Source organism: Pseudomonas sp. XWY-1, from assembly GCF_002953115.1.
GTDB classification, from domain to species: domain Bacteria; phylum Pseudomonadota; class Gammaproteobacteria; order Pseudomonadales; family Pseudomonadaceae; genus Aquipseudomonas; species Aquipseudomonas alloputida.
Window position 1 is genome coordinate 2,815,710 of the sequence record NZ_CP026332.1, and the last position, 25,964, is coordinate 2,841,673.

The 25,964-nt window shown below is 60.8% G+C and carries 22 protein-coding genes and 2 pseudogenes; 7 read left to right on the forward strand and 17 right to left on the reverse strand.

Features of this window, described 5'->3' with window-relative positions; genetic code table 11:
• Nucleotides 1-21 precede the first annotated feature (21 nt).
• Nucleotides 22-1,263 carry a 3-(3-hydroxy-phenyl)propionate transporter MhpT gene (gene mhpT / locus PRJ_RS13040; RefSeq protein WP_020191847.1) on the forward strand — a complete coding sequence of 414 codons (1,242 nt, stop codon included), beginning with the start codon at nucleotides 22-24 and terminating at the stop codon, nucleotides 1,261-1,263.
• A 14-nt stretch (nucleotides 1,264-1,277) separates the two neighbouring features.
• Here mhpT and PRJ_RS13045 read toward each other — a convergent pair whose 3' ends face one another.
• From PRJ_RS13045 to PRJ_RS13085, 8 genes and pseudogenes are all read right to left on the reverse strand, one after another.
• Entirely contained in the window at nucleotides 1,278-2,336 is a 1,059-nt protein-coding gene (locus tag PRJ_RS13045) for a diguanylate cyclase (protein ID WP_104962874.1), read from the reverse strand.
• A 466-nt stretch (nucleotides 2,337-2,802) separates the two neighbouring features.
• Entirely contained in the window at nucleotides 2,803-4,854 is a 2,052-nt protein-coding gene (locus PRJ_RS13055; protein WP_104961605.1) for a TonB-dependent receptor, read from the reverse strand.
• A gap of 81 nt (nucleotides 4,855-4,935) precedes the next feature.
• Nucleotides 4,936-5,343: a DUF2946 family protein gene (locus PRJ_RS13060; RefSeq protein WP_104961606.1), complete on the reverse strand. Its 408-nt coding sequence runs from the start codon at nucleotides 5,341-5,343 to the stop codon at nucleotides 4,936-4,938.
• Between the two features lie 194 nt (nucleotides 5,344-5,537).
• Nucleotides 5,538-5,714 (reverse strand): annotated as a pseudogene (locus PRJ_RS30375) (PepSY domain-containing protein); the annotation flags it as partial.
• Nucleotides 5,715-5,719: 5 nt separating this feature from the next.
• Nucleotides 5,720-7,873 (reverse strand): TonB-dependent siderophore receptor, encoded by a 2,154-nt coding sequence (locus PRJ_RS13070; RefSeq protein WP_104961607.1) that lies wholly within the window; start codon nucleotides 7,871-7,873, stop codon nucleotides 5,720-5,722.
• Nucleotides 7,874-7,944: 71 nt separating this feature from the next.
• Complete coding sequence (locus tag PRJ_RS13075; RefSeq protein ID WP_104961608.1) at nucleotides 7,945-8,334, reverse strand: DUF2946 family protein; 390 nt, start codon at nucleotides 8,332-8,334, stop codon at nucleotides 7,945-7,947.
• Between the two features lie 128 nt (nucleotides 8,335-8,462).
• The gene (locus PRJ_RS13080; RefSeq protein WP_104961609.1) at nucleotides 8,463-9,746 is read right to left on the reverse strand and encodes a DUF2254 domain-containing protein; all 1,284 of its coding nucleotides are present in this window, start codon (nucleotides 9,744-9,746) and stop codon (nucleotides 8,463-8,465) included.
• A gap of 31 nt (nucleotides 9,747-9,777) precedes the next feature.
• Complete coding sequence (locus PRJ_RS13085; protein WP_104961610.1) at nucleotides 9,778-10,650, reverse strand: LysR family transcriptional regulator; 873 nt, start codon at nucleotides 10,648-10,650, stop codon at nucleotides 9,778-9,780.
• Between the two features lie 101 nt (nucleotides 10,651-10,751).
• Between PRJ_RS13085 and PRJ_RS13090 the strand changes: the two genes are divergently transcribed.
• The 3 genes from PRJ_RS13090 to PRJ_RS29995 all read left to right on the forward strand — a co-directional run bounded on the left by PRJ_RS13090 (nucleotide 10,752) and on the right by PRJ_RS29995 (nucleotide 12,800).
• Nucleotides 10,752-11,165 carry a VOC family protein gene (locus PRJ_RS13090; RefSeq protein ID WP_029615385.1) on the forward strand — a complete coding sequence of 138 codons (414 nt, stop codon included), beginning with the start codon at nucleotides 10,752-10,754 and terminating at the stop codon, nucleotides 11,163-11,165.
• Nucleotides 11,166-11,323: 158 nt separating this feature from the next.
• Nucleotides 11,324-12,640: a cation:dicarboxylate symporter family transporter gene (locus PRJ_RS13095; RefSeq protein ID WP_104887675.1), complete on the forward strand. Its 1,317-nt coding sequence runs from the start codon at nucleotides 11,324-11,326 to the stop codon at nucleotides 12,638-12,640.
• 1 nt (nucleotide 12,641) lies between these two features.
• A complete protein-coding gene (locus PRJ_RS29995; protein WP_162497224.1) occupies nucleotides 12,642-12,800 on the forward strand; it encodes a hypothetical protein in 159 nt (52 codons plus the stop codon).
• A gap of 42 nt (nucleotides 12,801-12,842) precedes the next feature.
• On the opposite strand, the gene PRJ_RS13100 is transcribed toward PRJ_RS29995, so the two are convergent.
• From PRJ_RS13100 to PRJ_RS13120, 5 genes are all read right to left on the reverse strand, one after another.
• A complete protein-coding gene (locus tag PRJ_RS13100; RefSeq protein WP_104887674.1) occupies nucleotides 12,843-13,565 on the reverse strand; it encodes a DUF4198 domain-containing protein in 723 nt (240 codons plus the stop codon).
• Nucleotides 13,566-13,579: 14 nt separating this feature from the next.
• Nucleotides 13,580-15,670 carry a TonB-dependent siderophore receptor gene (locus PRJ_RS13105; protein ID WP_104961611.1) on the reverse strand — a complete coding sequence of 697 codons (2,091 nt, stop codon included), beginning with the start codon at nucleotides 15,668-15,670 and terminating at the stop codon, nucleotides 13,580-13,582.
• Between the two features lie 310 nt (nucleotides 15,671-15,980).
• Complete coding sequence (gene folE2, locus PRJ_RS13110) at nucleotides 15,981-16,925, reverse strand: GTP cyclohydrolase FolE2 (protein ID WP_104961612.1); 945 nt, start codon at nucleotides 16,923-16,925, stop codon at nucleotides 15,981-15,983.
• 50 nt (nucleotides 16,926-16,975) lie between these two features.
• Complete coding sequence (gene zigA / locus PRJ_RS13115) at nucleotides 16,976-18,193, reverse strand: zinc metallochaperone GTPase ZigA (protein WP_104961613.1); 1,218 nt, start codon at nucleotides 18,191-18,193, stop codon at nucleotides 16,976-16,978.
• Nucleotides 18,194-18,239: 46 nt separating this feature from the next.
• Nucleotides 18,240-18,641: a Fur family transcriptional regulator gene (locus PRJ_RS13120; protein ID WP_104961614.1), complete on the reverse strand. Its 402-nt coding sequence runs from the start codon at nucleotides 18,639-18,641 to the stop codon at nucleotides 18,240-18,242.
• A 129-nt stretch (nucleotides 18,642-18,770) separates the two neighbouring features.
• Between PRJ_RS13120 and PRJ_RS30570 the strand changes: the two genes are divergently transcribed.
• On the forward strand, nucleotides 18,771-19,553 hold the full coding sequence (locus tag PRJ_RS30570) for an N-acetylmuramoyl-L-alanine amidase (RefSeq protein WP_158682561.1): 783 nt from the start codon (nucleotides 18,771-18,773) through the stop codon (nucleotides 19,551-19,553).
• Between the two features lie 7 nt (nucleotides 19,554-19,560).
• A pseudogene (locus PRJ_RS13130) lies at nucleotides 19,561-19,833 on the forward strand (cation-transporting P-type ATPase); the annotation flags it as partial.
• Between the two features lie 115 nt (nucleotides 19,834-19,948).
• On the opposite strand, the gene PRJ_RS13135 reads toward PRJ_RS13130, so the two are convergent.
• From PRJ_RS13135 to PRJ_RS13150, 4 genes are all read right to left on the reverse strand, one after another.
• Complete coding sequence (locus PRJ_RS13135; RefSeq protein WP_104961616.1) at nucleotides 19,949-22,147, reverse strand: xanthine dehydrogenase family protein molybdopterin-binding subunit; 2,199 nt, start codon at nucleotides 22,145-22,147, stop codon at nucleotides 19,949-19,951.
• The gene (locus tag PRJ_RS13140; protein ID WP_104961617.1) at nucleotides 22,144-23,145 is read right to left on the reverse strand and encodes a xanthine dehydrogenase family protein subunit M; all 1,002 of its coding nucleotides are present in this window, start codon (nucleotides 23,143-23,145) and stop codon (nucleotides 22,144-22,146) included. The genes PRJ_RS13135 and PRJ_RS13140 overlap by 4 nt, the downstream gene beginning before the upstream one ends.
• Nucleotides 23,142-23,669, reverse strand: coding sequence for a (2Fe-2S)-binding protein (locus tag PRJ_RS13145; RefSeq protein WP_010954187.1), 528 nt, complete (start codon nucleotides 23,667-23,669; stop codon nucleotides 23,142-23,144). The genes PRJ_RS13140 and PRJ_RS13145 overlap by 4 nt, the downstream gene beginning before the upstream one ends.
• A 111-nt stretch (nucleotides 23,670-23,780) precedes the next feature.
• Nucleotides 23,781-24,161, reverse strand: coding sequence for a Rho termination factor N-terminal domain-containing protein (locus tag PRJ_RS13150; protein WP_104961618.1), 381 nt, complete (start codon nucleotides 24,159-24,161; stop codon nucleotides 23,781-23,783).
• Nucleotides 24,162-24,965: 804 nt separating this feature from the next.
• On the opposite strand from PRJ_RS13150, the gene PRJ_RS13160 reads away from it, so the two are divergent.
• On the forward strand, nucleotides 24,966-25,949 hold the full coding sequence (locus PRJ_RS13160) for a TerC family protein (protein ID WP_104961620.1): 984 nt from the start codon (nucleotides 24,966-24,968) through the stop codon (nucleotides 25,947-25,949).
• The last annotated feature ends 15 nt before the right edge of the window (nucleotides 25,950-25,964 follow it).

A 25,964-nucleotide genomic window follows, 5' to 3' on the forward strand; every position in this document is an offset into this window, starting at 1 on the left:
AACAACAACAGAGGGCCACACATGCATCATTCATCCGCGTCATCGGGCAAGGCCGTGCTCACCATCGGCTTGTGTTTTCTCGTTGCCTTGCTGGAAGGGCTGGACCTGCAGGCCACCGGCATCGCCGCGCCGCACATGGCCAAGGCATTCAACCTGACCCCTGCCATGCTCGGTTGGGTATTCAGTGCTGGGTTGCTGGGGTTGCTGCCCGGCGCGCTGATCGGCGGTTGGCTGGCAGACCGCTTTGGCCGCAAAGCGATCCTGATCGTGGCGGTGCTGCTGTTTGGCGGCTTCTCGCTAGGGACCGCCCATGCCCAGACCTACGATTCGCTGTTGATCGCGCGGCTGATGACAGGGCTCGGGCTGGGGGCGGCGTTGCCAATCCTGATCGCCCTGGCCAGCGAGGCGGCGCCCGAGCGTCTGCGCAGCACAGCGGTCAGCCTGACTTACTGTGGTGTGCCGCTGGGCGGGGCGGTTGCGTCGCTGATCGGCATGGCCGGCGTGGGCGACGGTTGGCGTACGGTGTTCTACGTCGGCGGCATCGCACCGATCGTGATCGCTTTTGTGCTGATGATCTGGCTGAAAGAGTCCCAGGCATTCCGTGCCCAAGGCGTTGCCAAGGCTGGCAGTGAAGGTGTGCTTGCCCAACTGTTCGGGCCGCAGCAGGCAAGCCGCACGCTGTTGCTGTGGGTGGCATGTTTCTTCACCCTGACAGTGTTGTACATGTTGCTCAACTGGCTGCCGTCGCTGTTGATCGGCCAAGGCTTCAGCCGACCGCAGGCGGGCGCCGTGCAGATTCTGTTCAACCTGGGTGGGGCGGCTGGATCGTTCCTGACCGGTCGGATGATGGACCGCGGGTTTGCCGGGCGGGCGGTATTGATCGCCTACGCCGGCATGCTGGCGTCGTTGGCGGGGCTGGGGCTGTCGAGCAGTTTCGGGCTGATGTTGCTGGCCGGGTTCACTGCAGGGTATTGCGCCATTGGTGGCCAGTTGGTGCTGTACGCGCTGGCGCCGACGCTGTATTCGACCCAGGTGCGCGCAACGGGCTTGGGCGCTTCGGTGGCGGTGGGGCGCCTGGGTTCCATGGCCGGCCCTCTGGCGGCTGGGCAGATCCTTGCAGCAGGCGCAGGTGCGGGGGGGCTGCTGATGGCCGCGGCTCCGGGCCTGGTGCTCGCGGCGTTGGCGGCACGTGCGCTGCTGAAACACCGAACCCGCACGCAACGCCCGGAGCCGGGTGAGGCTGCGGCTCAGGACCCTGCATAGCGCTTCCTTGGGGGCTAGTGCTGCTTGCGCAATGCCTCCTGCTCCGGTTTGGCGACCGTGACCCGGTTACGGCCCGATACCTTGGAAAGGTACATGGCGCTGTCTGCACTGCTGAGCAAGGCGCCGAGCTCAGAGGCAGGGGCCTTCGCGAACGCTAAACCTATGCTTGCGGTGACCGGGTGTTCATCATTCACACGCAGTTTGGCTATCAGGGCCCGCAGGCGCTCGGCAACCTCAATCGCCGTGTCTGGCGGCGTATTGGGCAGCAGGATGGCGAACTCCTCGCCGCCCAGCCTGCCGGCAATGTCGTTGTCACGCAGGCTGGCACTGATCGCTGCACCGATGCGCTGCAGCACCTGGTCGCCCGCGGCATGCCCGAACGTGTCGTTGATCTGTTTGAAATGGTCGACGTCCAGCATCAACACGGCCATGAATGCACCTGCGTCCTTGCACTGGGCGTGTTGCGTCGACGCGTTGTCGAAAAAAGCACGTCGGTTGTTCAGGCCAGTCAGTTCGTCCGTGCACGAGGCCACCATGGCCAGCCGATGCGCGCGTTGCATTTCGTGTTTCAGGCGCCAGGCCGTCGTCAATGCCGAGGACAGGCTTCGCGTCGCGCTGACCACGAACCAGGCAAACACCAATACCGCCAAGGCTATCCCTTGTTGCAGCGTGGAAGGTTGCAGCAGTAGCCAGCCCGTAGAAGGCAGCAAGACCAGGCCCATCGACACCAGGGTCATGTTGCGGTAAGAGGAGTAGCACGACACCGCGCTGACAGACATGCCGACGGCAAACAGCATGATCAGCGTCTGCCCCAGCGCGTCGTTGGCGGGCATTACGGCAAAGGCGCCCCAGCCCCAGATAGCCGCCGACAGCATCAGCGTGACCCAGTAACGCCACTCCCAGCGTTCGGCCGTGCGCTGGTTGGCGGGTGCTCGCAGATAGGCGAAGAACATGGCGGTACGCACGCCGGTCGACAGGCCCAATAGCGTCATCCAGACCATGACCCTGTGCGGGTCGAAACGCTCCCAGCCCAACCAGCACAGCATTACGGCGGCCAGGAAGCTGCCAAGCACCGCAGGCGCTGACTGGACGAACAGCTGTTCGAGCCGATCCGTCCGTACGGAGCGCGCTATTTCATCGCGGGGATCAAGGTTTGTCATGGCTGGTGACGCCACTCGTGACCGGTAGCGGATACTGGCACGTTGCTGGCGTCTTGGAAAAGCCTCCTGGCGTTCACATGTGATGCCCTTCACCATGTTTGATTGCTGGATTCAGAAAGCGTTGCGGTAGGTAGTGGCAGTGCAGAACTGGCTATCACCACGGCTACGGCACCTGCGACGTTTTCCGCATTTCATGTCGTTGCGCGGATCCCTTCCTTGACCGAAGGCCAGTTTTCCCTCGCAAGTTCCGTATCACGAACATAGCCTGTTTTCCCGCAATTCGAAAGCCAATCGATCGCCACGGCCAACAAGTGGTCGAGCAAGCCAAGGCAGCTGAGGGTGTTGCCCGAACCACTGGCGCCGACCAACGTGCAGGCTTTCAGAAGTCGAACGTCACGCCGGCATACAGCGCTCGACCGTCACCCGGGGCGTGCAGGGAAGCCTCCGCACTATCCGGGTCGTACCACACGTACTCATAGTAGCGGTTGGTGAGGTTCTTCAACTGCAGGTCGACACTCATCGCTTCGGTGACCTTGTACGTCGCGCCAAGGTTCGTGAGTACGTAACCGCCATACCGGCCCTGGGTATTCTCGCGTTCCAGGTAGTAGTGGGTCTGGCCATTCATCCAGGCCGTCAATTGCAGGGCAGGGGTGGCCTGGTAGCTGATGCCGGTGTTCCACAGGTGATGCGGCACGTGGTCGATTTCCTTGCCTTTGCTGGCTGGCAAGGCACTGCTGGGCTCAAGGATTTTCGAGTACTGCCAGGAATACGACATCCACATCTCGGTGCGTGCGTCCGGGTGCAGGTTAACCTGCAGGTCATAGCCCCAGCGGCGTGTCTCGCCGACGTTGTCCGACTCGCCGCTGGGGTCGTTCAGACGGCGGCTGACCTCGCCCGTGGCGTCCTGGCGCCAATAGGCGAAGCGGCCATCGACCCAACCGGCTGGCGTGAACTTGACACCGGTTTCCCAGCCTTCGTTGATCGACGGAGAAAGGTCTTTGTTGCGCGGTGGTACTTTGTAGGCGGCCGCGCCCGTACCCACCTGGAACGTTCTGCCCCAATTGGCATAGACGCTGGCGACCTTCCAGGGTGAATAGACCACGCTGAGCTTGGGCTGTTTGATCAGGCCGTAGTCGTTGATGTCGTAATCCTGGCCGGTCATCTCGTTGGTGAAGTCACCGCTGATCCTGTCCACACGGTACGCCGGGACAATCTTCAGCGATTCGACCGGTTCGATCTCCGCCTGCACATAGGCCCCCACGGTGTTGAAGTCGTAACGCTGGTCGCGGGTTTGCGCCTGCCGCACGCGGTTGAGCGTGCGGTAACGTTCGCTGCGGTTTTCCTGCTTCTGGATATCGCTGCCGCCTTCCAGGGCGAAGGCATGCAGCCAGTCGACCTGCGGGCGCCAGGTGAGCGAGGTAATGGCGCCGTACTGGGTTTCGTACGTGTCGCGTTCCTGCTGCGAACTGCTGCTCCAGTACTGGGTCCAGCGCCGGTCGTCAAAGGTGTTGACGTAGGTCCTGGCGGACCAGGACAGGGTCTGCGCCAGTTCGGTATCGAAATGCAGGCTGACTTGGTTCATCCGCCGCGTGCCCTTGTCCGTGGCGTTGTAGTCGTTGCTCATACGCGGGTGGTGGCGGGCGTTGTCCTCGGTGAGGTAGCCGGCCTCCTGCGCTTCGGACTCGTAATGGCGGGCGATCAGGCCCACGCGGTAGTTGCCATCGTCCGGGGTGTAGAACCATTTACCGCCGAAGCTGTAGCGTTCGGTGTCGGCATGGTCGCGGTAGCCGTCGACCTGCTGGCGGGCGAAGAAGTAGTTCTGCGTCCAGTTACTGGTCTCGATGCCCTTGGCCAGTTGCACCTCGCGGGTGTTGAAGCTGCCATAACGCATGCGCGCTTTGTTGTAGTTGCCGCCGGTACGGGTATTGATGTTGACGTTGCCCGCAATGTTGTTCAGGCCATAGCGCGGGTCGCTGGTGCCGCGCACCACCTCGATGCTGTCGATGTCCATGGGGAACACCGAGTCGATGAAGGGCATGTTGCCGTCATTGGTGTTGCTGGGAATGCCGTCGATCAACAGTTTCACGGCGTTGATTTCGCCTTCGCCATTGAAACCGCGGAACGACAGCTTGCCGGAGGTGGTGCCTTGGTTGAACTCGGTGAGCATCACCCCCGGTGCCCGGCGGAACAGCTCCCAGCTGTAGGCAACTGGCATCTTCTCGAGGATGTCACCGCCCAGAATATCCACCGAACTGAGCACGCTGGTTGTGGCCAGGGGGCCGCTGTCGGTGCCGGTTACATTGACCGCGCCGAGGGTGAGTACCGAGTTTTCGGCAGGCAGTGTCTCAGCGATGGCAAGTGACAGTGGGTTGAGGCCGAACAAGGCGAGCACGGGCAGTACGGCGCGTGCGGTACAACGGAACGCAGGCATGGGTGGTTTCCTGGCAAAAACGGTCGGGCAAGGTCAGGCGTCGTGCAGCGCACGCCATGACCACAAGACAGCAGCGACGGTTTAGGCCAGGGGTGAGGCGCGGGGATTCAGCCGAGGCCACTGTTCTCGTGGCAGCGGCAAGGCATGACGGTCTCCCAGTAGAAGGTCGGCCGGCCAGTAGCGGGGGAACAGATGGCGGTAGTAATCACCGCCTGCCAAGGCATGGCCGGCATGGCCACAACAGCAGTCACCACTCTGGTGCTTGGGTTCAGGGGAGTGGTCGAGTTGCGGCAGGTCTGCCTTGAGCTGGGTCAACAGTGACTTGGGCAGGCTCTGGGCACCGTGAAGGCTGCAGAAGCTGCCAAATATCAACGACTGGCTGTCGATGCGGGGTGCCTGCAAGGCACGGTCGAGCGGCATCGCCAGCAGGTTGAACAGCAGGGCGAAGCAGGCGAACAGACAAAGTTGTGCACGTGCACGTGAAAGCATGAGTCACCCAACCGAACGTGGCGCGAATTAAGCCGCATCCGTTGCGGGCTGTATACGTTGCGTGGCATGCCATTTTGTCGCAGGTGCACCACGCTGAGGGCTCAATGACTGCGCATGCTGGCGGCCACCCTGAACACCCGCATCAGCCAGGCGAACAGGGGCAGCGCCTTCAGCGGCTGTTGCGCCCAATGCTCGGGCAACTCGGCGCAGCACCCCGCCGGCAAAGCCGGCAGGTGGGCCAGGCGCTCGGCCGGTGTCAGCTTGGGGTAGCCGACGTACAGCATGACAACCCCGGAGACGAACCACAGCGCCATGAACAGGCAGACGACGATGCCCAGCCAGCGGTGCCACAGGTACAGCTGGCGCTTCACGCTCATCAGTAGCGCCACTGCACAGCGACTTCCAGGCTGCGCGGTTCACCCAGGTAGTACTGGGTGTTGGTCTGGTGGATGAAGCGGGCATACACCTCGTCGGTGAGGTTGCGCAGCCGCGCGCTGACTTGCACGTGCTTGTCCAGGTCGTGGGTCATGGAGAGCCCGTAGACGGTGTACGACGGTACCCATGCGGTGTTGGCAGTGTTGGCGTACACCGATGAGACATAGCGGGCATCGGCCCCGACCTGCCAACCGGGCGCCAGGTCGTAGGTCAACCAGAGGTTGGCCACGCGGTCGGGGATGTTGACCGGGTTCTTGCCCTTGCGCGAGTACACCACGCCGCCGGTGGTCTCGTTGAATTCATCGTATTCGGCATTTACCCAACTGAAGTTGCCCGCCGCCAGCAGCTTGGGCGTGACCTTGAACGAGGCTGCCAGCTCGATGCCAGTGGAGGTCTGCTGGCCCGCCTGCTCGGTGGTGTTGGGCACGGTCGAGGAGGGCACGGAGATGTCCTTGCGCACGATGCGATACGCCGCTGCCGTGGCCGAGCCGCGGCCGTCGAGGAAGTCGAACTTGCTGCCTACTTCGACCTGACGGCCGGTGCTCAGGTCGAAGTCGCCGACCTGGCTGATCGAGGCGCTGGTCAGGGTACCGCCTGGTGGTTCGGCCGAGGTGCTGTATTGGGTGTACAGGCTGACGTTGGAGGTCAGGTCATAGACCAGCCCCAGGCGACCGGTGATGGCGTCCCAGCGTCGGTCCAGCCTGGCTCGCGCCACATGGTCGACCACGTCGAAGTCGATATGGTCGTAGCGCAGTGCGGTGATCAATGACAGCTGATCGGTCAGGCGGGTACGGTTCTCGACGAAGGCCGAGGTGGTGTCGGTGGTGGTGGTTCTGCCCTTGGTCATGGGCGCGTCCATACCGGGGATATCGAGGAAGTGCCCGGGTTCGAAGCCGTTCGGGTCAACCGTGTCGAACGCCCCCTTGGACAGCGGGTAGTTGGTTTGCTGGTTGGTGCTGTAGTCCATGCCGAACGCCCAGTCGCTGGCAAGGCCGAACAACTGGCCCTGATGGGTCAGCTCGAGCCTGTCGCCGTTGACCTCCTGGTCGTGCCGCTGGCGATAGCCGCCCGAGCGAGCGATGACGCTGTTGTCGGCGTTGTAGCGATACACCTCGAGATTGCGGTAATCGCGCTGGCCGTTGTAGTGGTAGAAGGTGTTACGCAGTTGGGTGTTGTCATCGAAGCGATAGTCGGTGATCGAGCGCAGCCACCGGGTGCGCTGCTCGTAGCGACCGTCTTCGACATTGTAGTTGTTGAAACGGTTGTGCTTGTCGATGTGCAAGGTACCGACCAATGGCTGCAATACCGGTGTGCCCCAGTAGGGGCTGTCCTCTTGCTCTTCCAGGTATTCGATGGCCAGCGTGTGCGAGAGCTGATCGTTGATGTCGCTAAGCAGCGAGAAAGCCAGGTTGCCGGCCCCATTCTCCTGCCGATCGATATAGCCGTTGGTACTGGTGCGGCTGTAGTCGAGGCGGGCATAGTGGCGCGGGCCGTCGCCCGTGTTCAGCGCCTTGTTGAAGGCGACCGACGTTTCCATGGTGTCGTAGCGTGCATAACTGACGCGCCCTTCGAAGGTGTCTTCGTCACGGCTTGCCAGCCGGGTGATGAAATTGAGGCTGCCACCGACAGCGCCGCTGCCGTTGAGGAAGGAGGATGGCCCGCCGAGCAATTCGACGCGGTCGTAGATCCAGGCGCCCACCGGGCGCGCCGCGCCGCCATACTGCAAATTGATGCCATTGAACAACTGGCTGATCTGGGCACCGTTGAACCCTCGGTACGACACATATCCGCCCCAGCCGGGCGGAGCCGAGGCGTTAACCCCGGGCAGTGCATTGGCGGCGTCCTGGAAGTTACGTGCGCCGATGCGCTCCATGGTCTTGCGGTCGGCAACGCTGACGGAGGCGGGGTTCTCCTTGGCGCTGAGGTTCAGCCGCGAGCCGCTTTCGATGGGGCGATCAAGGTCAAGGCTGGTTGCCTCCTTGGGTTGATTGGCTGTGGCCGTGACATTGCTGGCCGGCAGGGTCAGGGTGTCATCCTGCGCCCAGGCACAGGTTGCGCTGCCAACGAGCAGCGCCAAAGTGGTCATGCGGAACATGCAAGGCTTCCTGGCTGAAATCGGTGAGCACACGCCCGCTGCCGATCAGGCGGCACGGGGACGTGGCGATGTCAGAACGCGAGAAGCGAAGCAGGAGAGGCGCGGGGATTGACCAGGGGCCAACGCTGCTTGGGCAGGCGTGGCGGAGGTTGGTTGGGTAAGGGGCTGCCCGGCTCGCCGGCGAGCAGGGTCAGCAGGCCGAAAAATACGGCCAGCAGTGTGGCGCTGAACAGGCTGGCGATCACGCAGTCACCGCCGGCAGGCAGGGTCGGATCGCTGAAGTCTTGCTCACCTTGGACCATGCCGCTGCTGTCTGCCGTGCACCAGGCGGCATCATCCATGCCAGCCAGGCGCAACCCGGCCATTTGCCCATGGCCCATGGCGCACAGCAACGAGCCGAACAGGATGCTGAAATACAGCACCCAGGCGACATGCGATCGTGTGTGGTGGGCCAGCTTCATGGCGGAACTCGGCGCGAAAACTGAATGATCAGGTTAGGAGGTTGGCGAGGGATTCTACATCTTCTGATGCATCTGAATAGTGTGATTTTTCAAGCACGAATATTCAATCGGGTACAGGCGCACGAGACTTATTGAACACCGATGAGTTCGGCAGCAAGCGCGCGGAGTTCGTCCTTGTCCTGTTGAAGTACAAGCCCACTGCCCGCGTGTGCAAGCAAGCGCGCGGCATGCCGGCTGCAGGCGGGTTGAAATGCGCGGGGATTGATGCGCGCCAGGCTGACCAGGGCTTTGATCAAGCGCAGATTGACCTCGTGCAAAGCCGCGCCGTCCCGGCTGATCGGCGCAAAAAAATCGTCAAACAGGTCATCCGCCAGCAGTGCACGAACATAGACCTGCGGGCATTCGTTATCCGTGCTTTGCGCCACGGGATGCAGTTTCCCCCAACACGTCAGGCAGCGAATGCCGCGGCCAATGATGTCGATGGCTGTACCGGGATCATTTACCGCTGGAGAAAGCGCTCGCGAGGCGATCTCTGACAACACCGAAAGCCCGAAGCGCGGGTCATGCTCGAACGTTCTCCTGAGGCCGATGGTCACGGCAGCGAGCATCTCGATGTCCAGCGCGCCATTGTCATCGAGCGGCTCGCCATCCACGGCCAAGGCCCGTGCCACCACCATACCCTCATGTACAAAGGTGCCAGGCAGGACTTCGAGGAAAATTCGAATCTCGGTGCGCGTTGCAATCTTGCTCAACGTGAGGACATCGATGTGCTGGACATAGCCGGTCTGGCGGCTTTTCACTTCATGGGTTACCCCAGGAAGCTTGAGGTCAGGCGGGTAGGCTGCAGCGCCCAGAAACGGGTGTTCAACACGCTGCTCGATGGCTTTGATCACTGCTTTTTCGACACGGTCGATCGTCTCGCCTACGCGCCCTAGTTTGGAGAGGTGATCAATCCAGCGCAGCAAGGTGTAGATGATCAGGACCACCACTGCAATCGTCACGGTGAAAAGCACTACACGACCTTGTGTACCGTAGGCTCCGGTGCTCAGTGCAATGATGCCGACGAGGCTGAAGAGAAAGGACCCGATGAAGGTCGCCAGAGCGTTCTGGGTCGTGGCGTCCTCCATGACCAACGAAGTGGCGCGCGGGGTTACGCCACTGCTGGCGGCACTGTAGGCCGAGACCATTGTACTGAGCGAAAACGTCGTGACGGCAAGCATGCTCGAGGCGATGATGCCCAATATCTTGTCAACGGCATCTGCACCGATACGTGCAGGCAAGCTGACCGGCACTGCATCCTTGAACACCATGGCCAGTAGCGCGGTAACCACCCCCAACAGGGAGAAAAGCGTTGCTCTGAACCAGAGACGCTTGGCAATTCGCGTAGCCATCCAACGCCAGCGAGCTATCATGAACACCTCCTGTTGCCGAGAGTGTAGGCCCTTATGGAAAGCTGCAGTTATTCATAAGCTGTGCCTTCAAAACCTCCACCGCCTTGGGCCTTCTGGGGTTGGCCTTGTGAAGCAGGACTACCTTGCGCATGTAGCTGTCAGCGTCCGACACTGGCGTTGCCTGTACGTCGTCAGTCTTCAATCCCGCCCAGAGTGGGACAACAGACGCCCCCATGCCTTTTGCGACCATGATGTAGATAGCATCCAGCGCATCCAGATTACAGAGGACATCGGGCTGCAGGTCATTGTCATTCAAGTACTGCTGGGCAATCTGCCCACCCCAGGCATGTGAGTCATATCGAATCAGGTTTCGACCAAGAATCGTCGAGCGGATGTCGCGCTTGTCAACGGGGTCTTTGGTCAAAAGCATCAGGGGTTCTTCTCGAAGAACCTGTACACGAATGCTTTTGGGGACGCTGAAGGGCGGACATACCATGATTCCCGCATCGAGCTCTCCGCAGGCTACTTGTTCGTAAAGACTGCGCGAGTCCCCTGGCGTGATGCGTAACCTCAGTTGCGGGGCAATGCTTGATAGCTGATTCATGGCCTCTGGCACTATGCCTGTCAACGCTGTAGAGATCGCACCGATCTTGAGATACCCCGACAGGCTACCGGTGTCCAGATCCTCTTTCAGCTCTGCTGCCCCCTGGATCAGATCTCGAATCTTCGGCAGCAACGACAGGCATTTCTCGGTAGGCTCGACAGCATGTGCGCTTCGGTTCAGGAGTTCGCACGCCAGCGATTTCTCGAGTGCTTGTATACGCTGGCTGACTGCAGGTGCTGTCAGGTTTTCCCGTCGAGCCGCCGCTGCAATCGAGCCAGTCTCTATCACCGCCATCAGGCTTTCGAGAAATCGAGTGTCCAAAACATTTCCTTTCGCTGAGAGATGGAAAAATGCGCTTTAGCACTTGCGCGAGACTACGCTAACCTCCCCGAAAGTTCTATCAGAAACCAAAGAGGGTAGTTATGAAATCGTTATTTCATGTTTCGTACCATGTTACAGACCTCGAAGCATCTCGTAACTTCTACGGTAACATTCTCGGCTGCAAAGAAGGCCGCACAAGTGAAACTTATGTGGATTACGATTTCTTCGGGCACCAGATTTCGCTTCACAAAGGTGTTCCTTTTCCAACGACCCGCACCGGCAAAGTCGGCGACCATGAAGTGTTGATGCCGCATATCGGCTTGGTGCTGCATCTGGATGACTGGTTCGCGATGGCAGACCGCCTGGCGCTTCATGGTGTGCAGTTCGACATACCGCCGGTTGTACGATTCCCGGGCCAACCTGGGGAGCAGCGAACGATGTTTTTCCTGGACCCCAGTGGCAACCCGATCGAAATCAAAGGGTTCAAGAACTTCGAAGGTGTATTTGCCACCTGATTGGCAAAAACGTCCGGGACGCGCCGCCCGCTTTTTCTGCGTAAGATAAGAGGCGTGTATCGGTGAGTGGCCACTCAACAAAAATAACAGGCTCCAACGATGTGTTTGGCATTTTTGCCGGCCAATGTACAGTCCAAATTATAATAACTGGAGGACGTATGGCAAAGACTAGTCTGGTGACTAGAATTATTGCAGGTCTTGTGCTCGGGGTTGTAGTCGGGGCACTTCTTAATTTCTTTCCCGAGTACAAAGCCTGGATAATCAGCAGCTTTTTGCAACCCGTCGGCGATATTTTCATCAAGATGATGAAGATGATTGTCATACCTCTTGTATTCGCGTGCATGGTCGGCGCGATCGCAGGCAATGGTGATAGCAAGGCGATAGGGCGGGTGGGGGTGAAAGCCTTGTTCTACTTCTTTGTCGTGACCAGCATCGCAATTGTGTGCGGCCTGTTGGTTGGCAATCTTGCGCAGCCAGGCGTAGGTGCCAACTTGACGACGCTGGCAAACACCCAATCGCTCTCGCTTCCCTCTACCTCGGAGAGCACAGGGTTTGCTCAAGTCATCCTCAATATCATCCCGGACAATATCGTCGGTGCAATGGCGCAAGGAAAGCTGCTGCCTGTCCTGTTCTTCTCGGTCATGTTCGGCTTTGGGCTAAGTGCTCTGGACAAAGAGAAGAAAATGCCGTTGATCGCGGTAGTCAATGCCATTTCCGCGACGATGTTCAAGGTGACGCATATCGTGATGCACTACTCACCCATCGGGATCTTTGGCCTGATCGGCGTGACGGTCGCCAACTTCGGGCTTTCCGCGTTGCTGCCTCTGGCAAAACTGATTGCCGTCACCTACGTCGCGGTCATTCTGTTCGGCGTGGTCGTGCTGGGCGGCATCGCGAAGGTTGCCGGGATCAACATCTTCGACCTGATCAAGGCGATCAAGGATGAGTTGATCCTGGCGTTCAGTACTGCCGCCTCGGCGACTGTCATGCCCCAGCTGATTGAAAAGGTCGAGGCCTACGGTGCGCCGCGTTCGATTGCTACGTTGGTGATTCCTACGGGTTATTCCTTCAATCTGGATGGCGCATCGCTGTTCGTGGGCATCGGCACGCTGTTCATCGCGCAGCTGTATGAAATTCCCCTGAGCTTGGCTGACCAGGCGATGCTGATCATCATCATGGTGCTGACCTCCAAGGGCGCAGCCGGCGTCCCGGGGGCCATGTTCGTGATCTTGACCGCTACGCTGACCAGTGCCGGTCTGCCTGTGGAAGGTATTGCATTCATCGCCGGAGTCTATCGCTTGATGGACATGCCGATCACGGCGCTGAATGTCTTGGGCAACGCACTGGCGCCTCTGGTTGTGGCGAAGTGGGAGAACCAATACCGAATGCCTGCTGCCCCGGTGGTAGCGCCCGGGGAGCGCCCGCAAGTGTTGACCTGTTCGATTAGCGCTGGGGGCTCGGCAAAAACGACCTAGTGTGTTCATCGACATGATCGCCCTGCATGTGATGCAAGTGCCCATCATGCAGGTAATCGACATGCCCATCGTGTTCGATTGCCGTGTGGCCGCAGCCGGGCTTGTGCCGATGGTCATGGTGCGGATGCTGGTTGCAGGCACTCATTCCGAACGTCTATAGCTGCCATACCTCGGCCGACACGGCCGAGGTAGGTCGCTTATGTTACTCGTGGTGCGGCTCACCCAGGAACGTCAGTGAACTGAACAGACTCTGCTGGGCCACGGGGCTGCCGTCTGCCATTGGCAGGGTAGCCTGGGCCGCGATGATGTTGAGTCCTTCATTGCGTACGGTGATACGTGCCCGGCCTTGCTTGTCGGTGGTGGCGCTGACCTGGTGAGGGGCGCCCCGGTAATCGCCCTGCAGCGGGATATCAGCAGCCGGTTTGCCATCGAGCAGTACCTGCACTTCCAGCGTCTTGCCTGGCCCGACTTGCAGAGGGTCGCTCAGGGGAACGATCGCTAAACGCAGCATGTCCAGTTTCGGCAGGCGGGCGCCGCTCTGGTAGATCGCCAGGCTGTATTTCAAGCTGTGGGTGGAGGCGATCGCATCCTTGACATGGGTGCGATCCTGATTGACCCATTGCTTGTCCGGGCGCTGCGACCAAGGCCCGTTGTCCAGCAGCACGGCAAGTGCCGCAGGCGGGGTAAGTGGTTGCAGCACGGCATGATCCGCCAGGCGCTCGACCGTGACCGGGACCATGTTCCCGGTCGCGTCGAACGCCCAGGCGCGCTTGATCTTTTCCGCCTTGTAGGCGTTATCCTCGGCGCCGTGGCCGTACACGGCCTCGATATTGCCACGTCGCTCCTCGGTCCACAGGCCGTGGGCGCCTGCGTTGACGCTGACCATCAGGGTCAACAGGGAAGCGACTTTCAACGATGGATGCATGATGGTTCCTCGGTTCAAAGGCTAAGGGTCAGGCTGACACTGAAGTTGCGCGGCTCCCCGGGCAGCACCCAAGCGCTGTTGTACGAGCGTTCGTAGTACTTGCGGTCGAACAGGTTGTTGAGGTTGAGGCCGACGGTGACCTGTTCGCTGGCCTTGTAGTGCGCCAGCAGGTCGACCGTGCTGTAGGCGTCCAGGGTGAAGTCGCTGCCGGCCTGGCCGGAGCGTTCGCCGACGTAGTTCACCGCTGCGCCCACATCCGAGCCGCGCAGGGCACCGTCCTGGAATTCGTACACGCCCATCAGGCTGCCGCTGTTACGGGCGATGCCGAGCAAGTCGCTGCCTTTGGGCAGGGCTGCGTCGCCCTTGGTGACCTCGGCGTCGATGTAGGCGTAGGCGCCGATCACTCGCAACGCGTCGGTCAGCTGGCCGCTGAACTGCAGGTCCAGGCCTTGGCTGCGCGCTTCGCCCGCCGCCACGCTCTCGCCAAGGGCGTCGGTGGTGATGACGTTCTCCTTGTCGATATGGAACAGGGCGATGGTCGCGCCCAGGCGGCTGTCGAGGAGGTCGAGTTTGACCCCGGTCTCGTAACCCAAGCCCTTTTCAGGCTTGTACACCTGGCCCTGGGTGCCGATGGTGTTGGGTTTGAACGAAGTGGATGCGTTGGCGAACACGCCGACTTGCGGGGTCAGTTGGTACAACACCCCGATGCGCGGTGTGGCAACGTCCTTTTCCTGGCTGTCGCTGAGGCCCGTGGTGCGGTTCTGCGAGGTCTGCTCGAAGCGCTCCAGGCGTACGCCCAGCAACCCGCGCAGGCGCTCGGTGAAAGCGATCTGGTCTTGCAGGTTGATCGCGTAGCTTTCAGTGTGCTCGAAGAAGTCGTTGGCACGGGTGATGGCTGGCTTCGGCTTGCCGTATACCGGGTTGTAGATATCCAGCCCATACGCTGCGGAAGTGGCGCTTTGCGGGTACTTCTGGCTGTTGCGGTAGTTTTCGTACTCCAACCCGACCAGGGTCTGATGCTGCCAGCCTCCCAGCTCGAACTGCCCGTGCAGCTCGGCCTGGGTGATGCTGTCGTTCCATTCGAAGTCGCGTTCGCGATAGAAGCGCGTGATGGTGGTGCCCACCAGGGCCTGGGGCTCGGAGCTGTTGCCCTTGAGCGTGCCCTGGGTGTAGTGGTTGGCCAGGCGCAGCTTCCAGTTGTCGTTGAGCACGTGTTCCAGCGCCACGTCGAGGGTCTGGTTGTCGTTGCGGATCTCGCCGTCATTCGGCTCGCCAAGGAAGGTCGAGCGCTTGACCGAACCCATTTCGCCGTTGACTGCCGGAATGCCGCGATCGAACACCGACTCGGTGCGGGAGAACTCGGTGTCGATCATCAGTCGGGTGTCGGGTGACAGTTGCCAGCTCAGGGAGGGGCTGACGATACGGCGCTCGCTGCCGACATGATCGCGGAAGCTGTCGTTGTCTTCGACAGCGAGGTTGATCCGGCCCAGCAGATTCCCTTCGCTGTCCAGCGGCGAGTTGGCGTCCAGGGCGGTGCGGTAGCGATCCCAGCTGCCTGCGCTGAGGGTGAGGGTACTGAAGGCTTCGGCCTGGGGGCGCTTGGTGACGATGTTGACCAGTCCGCCAGGGTCGCCACGGCCATACAGGCTGGCAGCCGGGCCTTTGAGCACTTCGATGCGCTCGATGTTGGAGGTGTCCGGCGAGCTGTAGCTGCCGCGGTTGATGGCGAAACCGTTCTTGTACAGCTCGCCCGTGGTGAAGCCGCGCACACTGTAGTTGAGGAAAGTCAGGCCGCCGAAGTTGTTCTGCCGCGACACGCCGCCAGCAAAGTCCAGGGCGCGGTCGATGCGGGTGGTGTTGAGGTCCTTGATCACCTGCGCGGGCACGACGTCGATACTCTGCGGCGTGTCGCGGATGTCGGTATCGGTGCGGGTGGCCGTGGCAGAGCGGTTGGCACGATAGCCTTGCACCGGCCCGTCGGCGCGCTCTTCGAGGTAGGCGTCGGTGATGGAGGTTTCGTTCAGCAGCAAGGGTTGTGCCGCTGAAATCGGCTGGCCGAACAAGCCCAGCGTCAGGCCGGCCAGAAGGGGGGCACGAGGGTTCACGTAAAGTCTCCGTTTTTCACGCTATAACGTTGCATTGTTGGATACGTCCTGACTTGGGCACTGTCCACGAGCTCGAAGGGGATCACAACGGATACACCATCAGGCTCCACGGTGTAGGCTGTGCAGGCTGCACTCAATGCCAACATCGATGCCGCGCCCTGCTTCGGGCGGTGCTGCATCACAGATGACAAGAAACCCTTGCGAGTAGAGCGGCCCGCCTTGCGTCAGACCTGACAAATGAATCCTGATGAGGAAATGTTCATGTGTTGGGATGCGCATGTTATTAGATGTAATAACGTAACGCCAGTGGTTAGCGTTCATTACCGGTTGCAAATGATTCTTGTTGGTCAGGCGCAGCGGCCTGCGGGGCGGACCAGGCCGAAGCATCGTGCGGGTGCAGGCTTTCCAGATGGCGAACGTGCACTTGGCTATCGCGGTAACCGTGCAGGTTTGCCTGAATACGCCGCGCAGCGTCTTCGACGAACATCAGGTTCTGCCCGTTGAGCGCTGCGAAAGCCTGTTCGTCAGCCCGTTTTACGGCGGTCTGAACCGGCGTGCGCAAGGCGCCTTCGATGTGGTCGATCAGGGCCAGCAACCCGAGATCCGGGGCATCGGCAGGTACCGTGACGCGCACTCGAGCTTCGCTGCGTTGGCTATGTGGCGTCGCCAGCGACGCGTTGCTGCGCAGCCACTGCGCGACGGCGCTGGCTTCGAGCAGTGGCTGGTCCTTGAAGGTTCGCAGGAAGCCGTCCTCAATCAACTGCCGAGAGAGAGCGGCCGAGCACGGGCAGGTCGAGGAGTAGCCGATCCTGACCTCGATACTCAGGTTCAGCGCCCCGCCGACCTTCGTCGCGAGCACGTGAACCGGGTACGACTTCCAGCCAGAGAGGCCCTCGGTCACCAGTGCAGGGCGGCGAACCAGCAAGTCGAAATCCAGGCGCAACCTGGCATTGCGGCTTTCGCAATCCTGATGGCTGTCGATCATCTCCTGCAACAGCGCAAAGAGGCTTGCCGGCGACACCGCCGCAGCCTGCCCCCAGGCGTCCAGCAGGCGATACAGCCTGGACATGTGAATGCCTTTGACATGCGGTGCCGGCAGGTCGACCTGGACATCCGCCCGGGCGTGCAGCTCACGCTGGTAGGTCGGTTCTTGGATCCTTACCGGCAGGTCGATACCCTGCATGCCGACCCATTGCAGCGGGCTGAGGCTGGGGGCCAGGTCGGTGACGGAAACGTCGGGTAATGCTGAGCTCATCATGTATATCCAGTGGTGGGAGCCTTGCACGTGGCAGCAAGGCGTTTGAATCAGTTCCAGCCGGGGAAGGGGTTGGTCAGCTTCATCCAGCCTTCCGGTCCCTGGGCCATTTCCTCATCGGTCAGCAGGCAGGCATCGAAACGCGCCCGCAGCGCTGCCTCGTCCATTTCCATACCGATCAGCACCAGCTCCTGGCGGGCATCGCCAACGTCCTCGTGCCATTTCGACCTGATGTGCAGGACCGATTCGCTGTCGGTCGGCCAATGTTCCTCGGGAACAGCCGCCCACCAATAGCCTGCTGGGCCATGGCGCGCGACGGCCCCGGCCTGGGACCAGTTGCCGGCCATGGACGGCTCGCAGGCGAGCCAGAAGTAACCCTTGGAGCGCACCACCCCAGGCCATTCGCTTTCCACCAGCGCATGGAAGCGGTCAGGGTGGAAAGGTCGGCGGGCACGGTAGACGAAGCTGGTGATGCCATATTCTTCCGTTTCGGGTGTGTGGGTGCCGCGCATTTCCTGTAGCCAGCCAGGCGCTCGTGAGGCCTCGTCGAAGTCGAACAGGCCGGTGTCCAGCACGCGATCAAGCGCGACCTTGCCGAACTCGGCGATTTCGACTTTCGCCCTTGGATTGAGGGTATTGAGGATGGCCATCAGGCGATCGCGCTCTTCGCCACTGATCAGGTCGGTCTTGTTCAGTACGATGACGTCGCAGAACTCGATTTGCTCGATCAGCAGGTCGACCACGGCGCGCACGTCTTCCTCGCCCAGCGATTCACCGCGTGCCTGCAGGCTGTCGCGCGAGCTGTAGTCGCGCAGGAAATTGAAGGCATCGACCACGGTGACCATGGTGTCGAGGCGTGCCACTTCGCTGAGGCTACGGCCATCCTCGCCTTCGAAGGTGAAGGTTTCCGCCACCGGCAGTGGCTCGGAGATGCCCGTCGATTCGATGACCAATTGGTCGAAACGACCCTCTTTGGCTAGACGGTCCACCTCGAGCAGGAGGTCTTCGCGCAAGGTGCAGCAAATGCAGCCATTGCTCATCTCCACCAGCTTTTCGTCGGTGCGTGACAGCTCGGCGCCACCCTCGCGTATCAGTGCGGCATCGATGTTCACATCGCTCATGTCGTTGACGATCACCGCGACTCGCCGGCCTTCGCGGTTGTTCAGAATATGGTTGAGCAGGGTAGTCTTGCCGGCTCCGAGGAAGCCGGAAAGTACAGTGACGGGCAGCCGCGCGGCTTCGTTGGTATGGGGGACAGGGGTGCTCATCGGGAGGCCTCATGATAAAGGGTGGTGCGCATGCGTGCGGCTCTGCTCAGTCCTCGCCTGCATCACGGCGAGTACAGGCGGCGCATTTACCGTGCAGCTCGATGACCGAGCTGCACAGCGAAAACACGTTCTGTTTCATCCAGTGCCCCAGGGCCTGGTTCAGGTACGGTACGTTGAACTCATCGACATGGCCGCAGCTGTCGCAGATGGCGAACGCTCTGAAACCTGCTTCGCACTGGCTTGAGCAGGTGCAGCTGACATAAGCGTTCAAAGACTCCAGCCGATGAATCAACCCTTGCTCGGCCAGGTGGCCCAGCGCGCGGTAGATCTGCGTCGGCGCCCTGACACCTTCATTGCGCAGGCTGTCCAGAATGGCGTAGGCACTGAGCGGCTTGTCGGCTTGCTGAAGCGCCGTCAGGACACGTTGCTGATTGCTGGTCAGTTGCATGCAGGTCTCCTTCCGTTGGCGGGCAGTCTTCATTTTGTTCTGGGTTTGGGATGTTATAAAGTAACAATAATAAAATGGCTAGCGAAATTGCCCGAGGCTTCGCTGGTTCGCAGGTCAATGGGAGTCCATATGGATGGTCGACGAGTGCTGAAACTACTGCTTGCATGCCTGGCATTGCCGCTGCCTCTTGCGGCACAAGCCGGGCAGGCGGTTAAACGGGTTTGGGTGAGCCGGTCGGGCAGCGTCACCAAGGTGTCGCTGGAGCTGACCGGGCCGGTGGCGGCGAAGCATTTCAGCCTCGCGGCGCCACCGCGGTTGGTTCTTGATCTTCCTCAGGCCAGTCTGCAGGCGTCACTGAACGATCTTGCCCTGGACGGCACTGCCGTCACAGCCGTACGCAGTGGCATCACCGCGTCCGGTGACTTGCGTATCGTGCTGGACCTGGCCGACTCGGCAGTGCGCGGCGAAGTCCGCTCGCTCAACACCGGGCGGCATGGCCTGGAGTTGGTACTCAGTGAGCCACCGGTGGGCGTTGCGCCGGAAGTTGCCAAGCCCTTGGCGCGACAGCGCGACCTGTTGATCGTGGTCGATGCCGGGCATGGCGGCAAAGATCCCGGTGCAGTAGGGCCCAAGGGCGAGCAGGAAAAGCACGTTGCGTTACAGATCGCCAAGTTGCTGGCCAAGCGCATCGATGCACAGAAAGGCTACAAGGCACGCTTGGTACGCAGTGACGATGTGTTCATTCCGCTGCGCAAGCGCGCCGAACTCGCTCAGCGGATGAACGCGGACTTGTTCGTGTCGGTACATGCCGATGCTGCACCGCGACTCACGGCGTCTGGGGCATCGGTGTTCGCCTTGTCGCAAGGGGGCGCGACCCCATGGTCGCCAGCGTGCTGCTGGATATGTCGATGAACTCGACGATCGCGGGCGCTTGGGCACCTGCATCCGTCTCAGCCGTCTTTGCCGTCGCACGCTCCAGGTGAACGTGCTGATTGGCTTGGGCTGGACCTTGGCTATCGTGGGGGCAGCAGCTTTCGGTTTATTGGGAGCGGCGGGGGCCATGGTCGCAGCGCTGTTGCACAATTTCAGTACATTGCTGGTGCTCAGCAACTCCGGGCGCTTGTTACGTTATGAAGAACGGGATGTGGAGAAGAGGGAAATGTCAGCATATCGTGCTGGCATCCAACGCTGATGAGGATCTAACTGCATCGTCAGTGTTTTTTCAAAGGGGCGCAAACCCAATGCGTGCTGTCGTTGACGCATATAACGCAGGCATGCGGGTGGGGGGAGGGCTCCCCCCCGCCCAGTCACAGCACCTTGTCGAGCGTGATCGGAAACTCCCTCACACGCTTGCCCGTGGCATGGTAGACCGCGTTGGCCACCGCGGCTGCCACCCCGACGACGCCGATTTCGCCCACGCCCTTGGACCCCAGCTCGTTGACGATGTCGTCGTGCTCTTCAACGAAGATGACTTCGATATCCCCGCTGTCTGCGTTCACCGGGATGTGGTATTCCGCCAGGTTGTGGTTGACGATGCGGCCCAACCGATGGTCGGTCAGCGCGGCTTCGTGGAGGGCCATACCCACCCCCCACACCACGCCTCCCAAAATCTGGCTGCGCGCGGTTTTCGGGTTGATTACCCGTCCCGCCGCAACGGCGCTGACTACCCGTACTACCTTGATTGTGCCAAGGTCCTCGTCGACGTGGACTTCCACGAATACCGCCGAATGCGTGGCGGTGGAGAACGGTTGGCGTCTGGCGCCGGGCTCGGCGTCGATTTGCACTTCGAACTCACCTTCGGGGGCGCTGGCGATGATGTCCGCCAAGGCCAGGCGATGGCTGCCCGCGTGCAGGTAGCCATCGGCGAAAATGATCTGCTCCCGGGCCGTGCTGGCCACTTGGGGGTACATCTTGCGCGCATGTTTCAGCACTTTGGTGCGCAGTACCTGGCAGGCCTGGCGCACGGCCGAGCCGACCGACGACACCGTGAACGATCCGCCCTGAAGCGGTGCGGTGGGCAGTGAAGAGTCACCCAGCACGAAGGTGACATCCTGCACCCTGGCGCCAGCCGCGTCGGCTGCGATCTGCGTCATGACGGTATAGGTGCCGGTCCCGATATCGGTGGTGGCACTGCAGACGGTGAGGTGGCCTTGGGCATCGAAGCGCGCTTTGGCGCTGGCCTTCATCTGCATGGCTTCCCAGACGCCGCCGGCCATCCCCCAGCCGACCAGCTGGTTGCCATGGTGCATGCTGCGCGGTTGCGGATTACGGTTCTGCCAGCCAAAACGTTCGGCACCTTGCCGGTAGCACGCCAGCAGTTCCTTGCTGGAGTAGGGCTTACCCTCGTTGGCATTGCTGGCGGCAAAATTGCGCCGGCGCAGGTCAAGCGGGTCAATCTGCGCTGCACAGGCAAGCTCATCCATGGCGCATTCCAGGGCAATCATCCCCGACGCGGCGCCAGGCGCACGCATGTCCAGCGGGGTGTACACATCGAGCGAGGCCAGGCGATAGCTGAGGGCAACGTTGTCGCACTGGTAGAGCATGCCACTCCATTCCACCACGTGCTCGGTGAAATCCTCGAAGCGGGAGGTCTGGCCAAGCGCATCGTGGGCGATCGCCAGCAACTGCCCGTTTGCGTCAGCACCCAGGCGCAGGCGCTGCTCGGTGCGGGGCCGGTAGCCAAAGGTGAACATCTGCTGGCGAGTCAGCGTGACGCGCACCGAGCGCTTCAGGTGCAACGCCGCCATCACTGCCAGTGGCAACTGGTACTGCGGGCGCAAGCCCGAGCCGAAGGCACCGCCGACGAATGCCGCGCGCACGCGGATGTTTGCCTTGGGCAGGCCAAACACCTTGTGCAGGTAGTCCTGGCAGTTTTGCGTGCCTTGGGTCTTGTCGTGGATTTCCAGCGTGCCGTCGCCTTTGTAGAGTACGGTTGACGCATGGGGCTCCATCGGGTTGTGGTACTCGTTGGCTGTCAGGTAGGTGGCATCCACCTGCACCGGGGCCCCGGCAAACTGCGCGGCAAAGTCGCCACGCGGCGCCGGTGTCTCGGCGGGTGCTGCATGCGACTGTTGGCATGCGCCCAGGTCGGTCTGGTGGGCCTCCTCGGCATACTCGATCCTGATCAGCGAACCTGCATACCGGGCCAGTTCGAGGGTTTGGGCAACCACCAGCGCCAACGGTTGACCGTTGTAGAGCACTCGATCATCGAAAAAGGGCCTAAACGGCGCCCCCTGCGCGGCGTCGGCGTCGCTGTAGTCGTCGTCATAACTGGAAATATGTGGACGATGGCCATGATCAAGCACGGCGATCACCCCGGGCACGCGCATCGCTTGCGTACTGTCGATGTTGAGTACCCGACCTCGGGCGATGGTACTGGACACGACGCTGCCATGGAGCAGGCCCACTTCGGGGTATTCGCCCGCGTAACGCGCCTGCCCGGTGACCTTCGCCACGCCGTCTACGCGGTCCAGGGACGTACCGGCTACCGGTGTGGATTTGATCATGGTCGTGGCCCCCCGTCAGCGGCGCCGCGCGCCGCGTCATCCAATGCCCGCACAATTGCACGCTGGGCGAGCGTGACTTTGAAGCCGTTGTGGCTCAGAGGTTTTGCACCTTGCAGCAACGTTTTTGCGGCCCGGGTGAACAGCGCTTCGCAAGGCGCCTGGCCGGCCAGCATGCGCTCCACAACCGGGTCTCGCCACGGCTTGTGAGCAACGCCGCCCAGCGCCAGGCGAGCTTGCCGGATCACCTGGCCATCGAAGCTCAAGGCTGCGGCGACCGACACCAGCGCAAACGCGTAGGAGGCGCGGTCGCGAATTTTCAGATAACGGTAATGTTTTTCGAACACCGGGGGCGGCAGCTCGATGGCGACCACCAGTTCATCGATTGCCAGCTGATTGTCTCGCTCCGGGGTGTCCTCAGGGAGGCGATGGAATGCCGCAAAAGGTATTTGGCGCTCTCCGCGCGGCCCCTGCACATGCACCACGGCTTCGAGCGCTGCCAATGCCACGCACATATCCGAGGGATGGGTCGCGACACAGGCATCACTGGCACCAAGAATCGCGTGGATACGGTTCGAGCCTGTACGCGCCGGGCATCCGCTGCCGGGTTCACGCTTGTTGCAGGGGGTGCCGGTGTCGTAGAAGTAGTAGCAACGGGTACGTTGCAGCAAGTTGCCACCGGTGCTGGCCATGTTCCTCAACTGCGGTGATGCCCCAGCCAGGATGGCGTCCGACAGCAATGGATAGTGCTGCTCGATCATTGGGTGCCAGGCCAGGTCGGCATTGCTCACCAATGCGCCGATCAACAAGCCACCGTTCAACGTGGGGTGGATGCCGTTCAGCCCAAGGCCAGAAATGTCGATCAGGCGCTTGGGGCGAACCACGTTTTCTTTCATCAGGTCGACGAGGTTGGTGCCGCCGGCCATGAAGTGTGAGGTGGCGTCAGCCAGGCTCACGGCTTCGCTGATTGATGCGGGCTTGTGGTAGCTGAAAGGCGTCATGGGTTCGGACCTCGTTGTGGCGGGGCCAGGTCCGTCATCAACGGTAGGGCTTCCTCCACCGCAGCGACGATGTTGCTATATGCACCACACCTGCAAAGGTTGCCGCTCATCTGTTCGCGAATGGCCTCGCGGGTGTAGGCGCGCCCTTCGCGGGCAAGCCCGACTGCGGAGCAGATCTGCCCCGGGGTGCAGTAACCGCACTGGAAAGCATCGTGGGTGATGAATGCACGCTGCATGGGGTGCAGAACGTCGCCGCTGGCCAGCCCTTCGATGGTCACCAGTTCGGCCCCGTCGCACATGATGGCCAAGGTCAGGCAGGCATTGACGCGCTTGCCATCGCGCAGCACCGTGCAGGCCCCGCACTGGCCATGGTCGCAACCCTTCTTGGTGCCGACCAGGTCCAACTGCTCGCGCAAAAGGTCGAGGAGGGTGGTCCAGGGATTCACCTGCAGTGTCAGGCGCTGACCATTCAGGGTCAGGCCGATGGGGTGTTCTTCAGCCCCATTGGGAGAGATCGCGCTCATGGTAGGTCCTCACGGTCAGGGTTCGCGCAGCCGGCTGCGTCTCTGTTGTGCGACCGGGCCGGTTGAGCAAACGTTCAGCCGGCTTGCCAAGTTGCCGATCACATCTGGCCGTCACCCGTGTTTTTGCAGGGCTTCAATCAACTGGGCCTTGGTCATGGTCGAGCGCCCCTTGATGCCTTTGCTGCGTGCCTCTTTCATAAGGCTTTCCTTGCTTTGCGATTCCAGCGACGCGTGCGACGTCCGCGAATGCCCCTGGCGAGATTCAGCGGCGCGCTTGGCCGAATCCGAGCGTGCGGTCTTCTTCACGTGCGACGGTGTCCTGCTTCCCGAGCCTGCGTGTTTTTCACCGCCCCCCGATTGTTTGTTGACGGTGGCCCAGGCGCGAGCTTCGGCTTCATCCTTGCCCACGCCTTTGTCCTCGTAAGATTGCTCGATGTGCTCGGCCTTGCGTTTCTGCTTGTCCGTGTACTTGTCTTTGTCCCCGCGTGGCATGGTATTTCCTCCTGCATGGGTTGCATGAACGGTTGAAAACCAGGGCAGAACTGAGGCCCCCGGTGATGGACGGGTGATCCGTGTCGATCGGCCCTCTCAGCTAACTGCCGGAACCTGCGCCAGATCCACTTCCTGCTGAGCCACTGCCACCACCACCCGCGTCTGTGCCGCTACTTCCAGAGCCATGACTGCCGGTTCCCGAGCCGCTGTCGGTACCGTCACCGCCGGTATTGTCCGTCCCATTGTCGTCAGTGCCGCCATCACCCGTACCCATGCCATCGCCGGGTGTTCCCGAGCCAGTCGCTCCGCCTTGGCCGTTCATTTGTCCATCGTCGTTCGATTGCATGCCTGGGGCGGGCTGATGGTTCAGGTCTGTGGCGGCCGAAGCTAGTGCTGAAGCGCAGCCCAGGGAAAGTGCAAGCAGTAACGTAAAAGGTTTTGTTGGTGTCATGGTGAAACGCCTTTTTTGGATTGTTCACCCTATGTTCGGCCTGGCGTGCGTGGGAGGGTGCCTTCTGACCGACGGAAGGCGCTGCATCAGGTCGACGCGAGCGAGCGGCGCTTTGCTCCAATGAAGGCGTTGATAACGTGCGGGGCACCCATGAGGGCGGTGCAATCAGGTGTGCGAAGTTAGTTTTTCACTGCAAGCGTTTTAGCTTGTCATGGACAAGATTTGTAAATGTTTTCGACTTGCAGCCTACTCGCGCCCGATAAATTCTTTATTCGTGACGCCGGGCCCCTCTGACGGTTATACCGCCATGTCGGAGTCATAGTTGTTCAACTACGACTATACAGGAGGGGCTCATGTCTGCCCTTAGTACGTATCTCTACCAGGACGTTCTTGGTACTGACCTCTGGCTTTGGCTTTCCTTTTTCGCTGTTGTGCTAACACTGTTGGCGCTTGACTTAGGTGTGCTCCATCGCGGGAATCGGGAGATTGGAGTCAAAGAGAGCTTGTTGCTGTCCGCGGGCTACATCAGTATGGGCCTTCTGTTCGCGGTCTGGGTGTATTTCCAGAAAGGCAGCGATGCCAGCATGGACTATGTGACGGGTTTCTTGATTGAAAAATCCCTGTCAATGGATAACGTTTTCGTTATTGCCCTGATATTCAGTTTCCTGGCCATTCCTCGGGAGTTCCAGCACCGAGTATTGTTTTGGGGGATCATGGGGGTCATCGTCCTGAGGGCTATCATGATCGGCCTTGGGGCTGCGCTCATCGCCCAGTTCAGTTGGATACTTTACTGTTTCGGCGCGTTCCTGGTCTTCACCGGGGTCAAGATGCTATTCGCTCGCGTCGATCATGCGCCTGACTTGGAAAACAACCGTTTCGTCAACTACCTGCGCACACACCTACGCATCACCAAAGAATTGCACGGTCAACGCTTTGTGGTTCGCTTGCCCGATGCGTCAGGAAAAAGAATTCTATGGGTGACACCGCTCTTCCTTGCACTTATTTTGATTGAATGTGCCGACTTGGTGTTTGCTGTTGACAGCGTGCCTGCGATTTTTGCTATCACACAGGATCCGTTCATCGTTTACACGTCAAACATCTTTGCCATTCTCGGTTTGCGAGCGCTCTATTTTGCATTGGCTGCCATGATCAGTCGCTTTGTTTACCTTAAATATGCGCTGGCTCTGGTGCTTGTCTTTATCGGCTCGAAAATTTTCCTTCATGACATTGTGGGTAAAGTGCCAGCCGAAATATCGTTGAGCATTACAATCGGCCTGCTGATTGGCGGCGTGTTGCTTTCACTTTGGAAAACCCGAGCGTCCGCTAACGCTTCTTGAATAATTAAGGCCGCT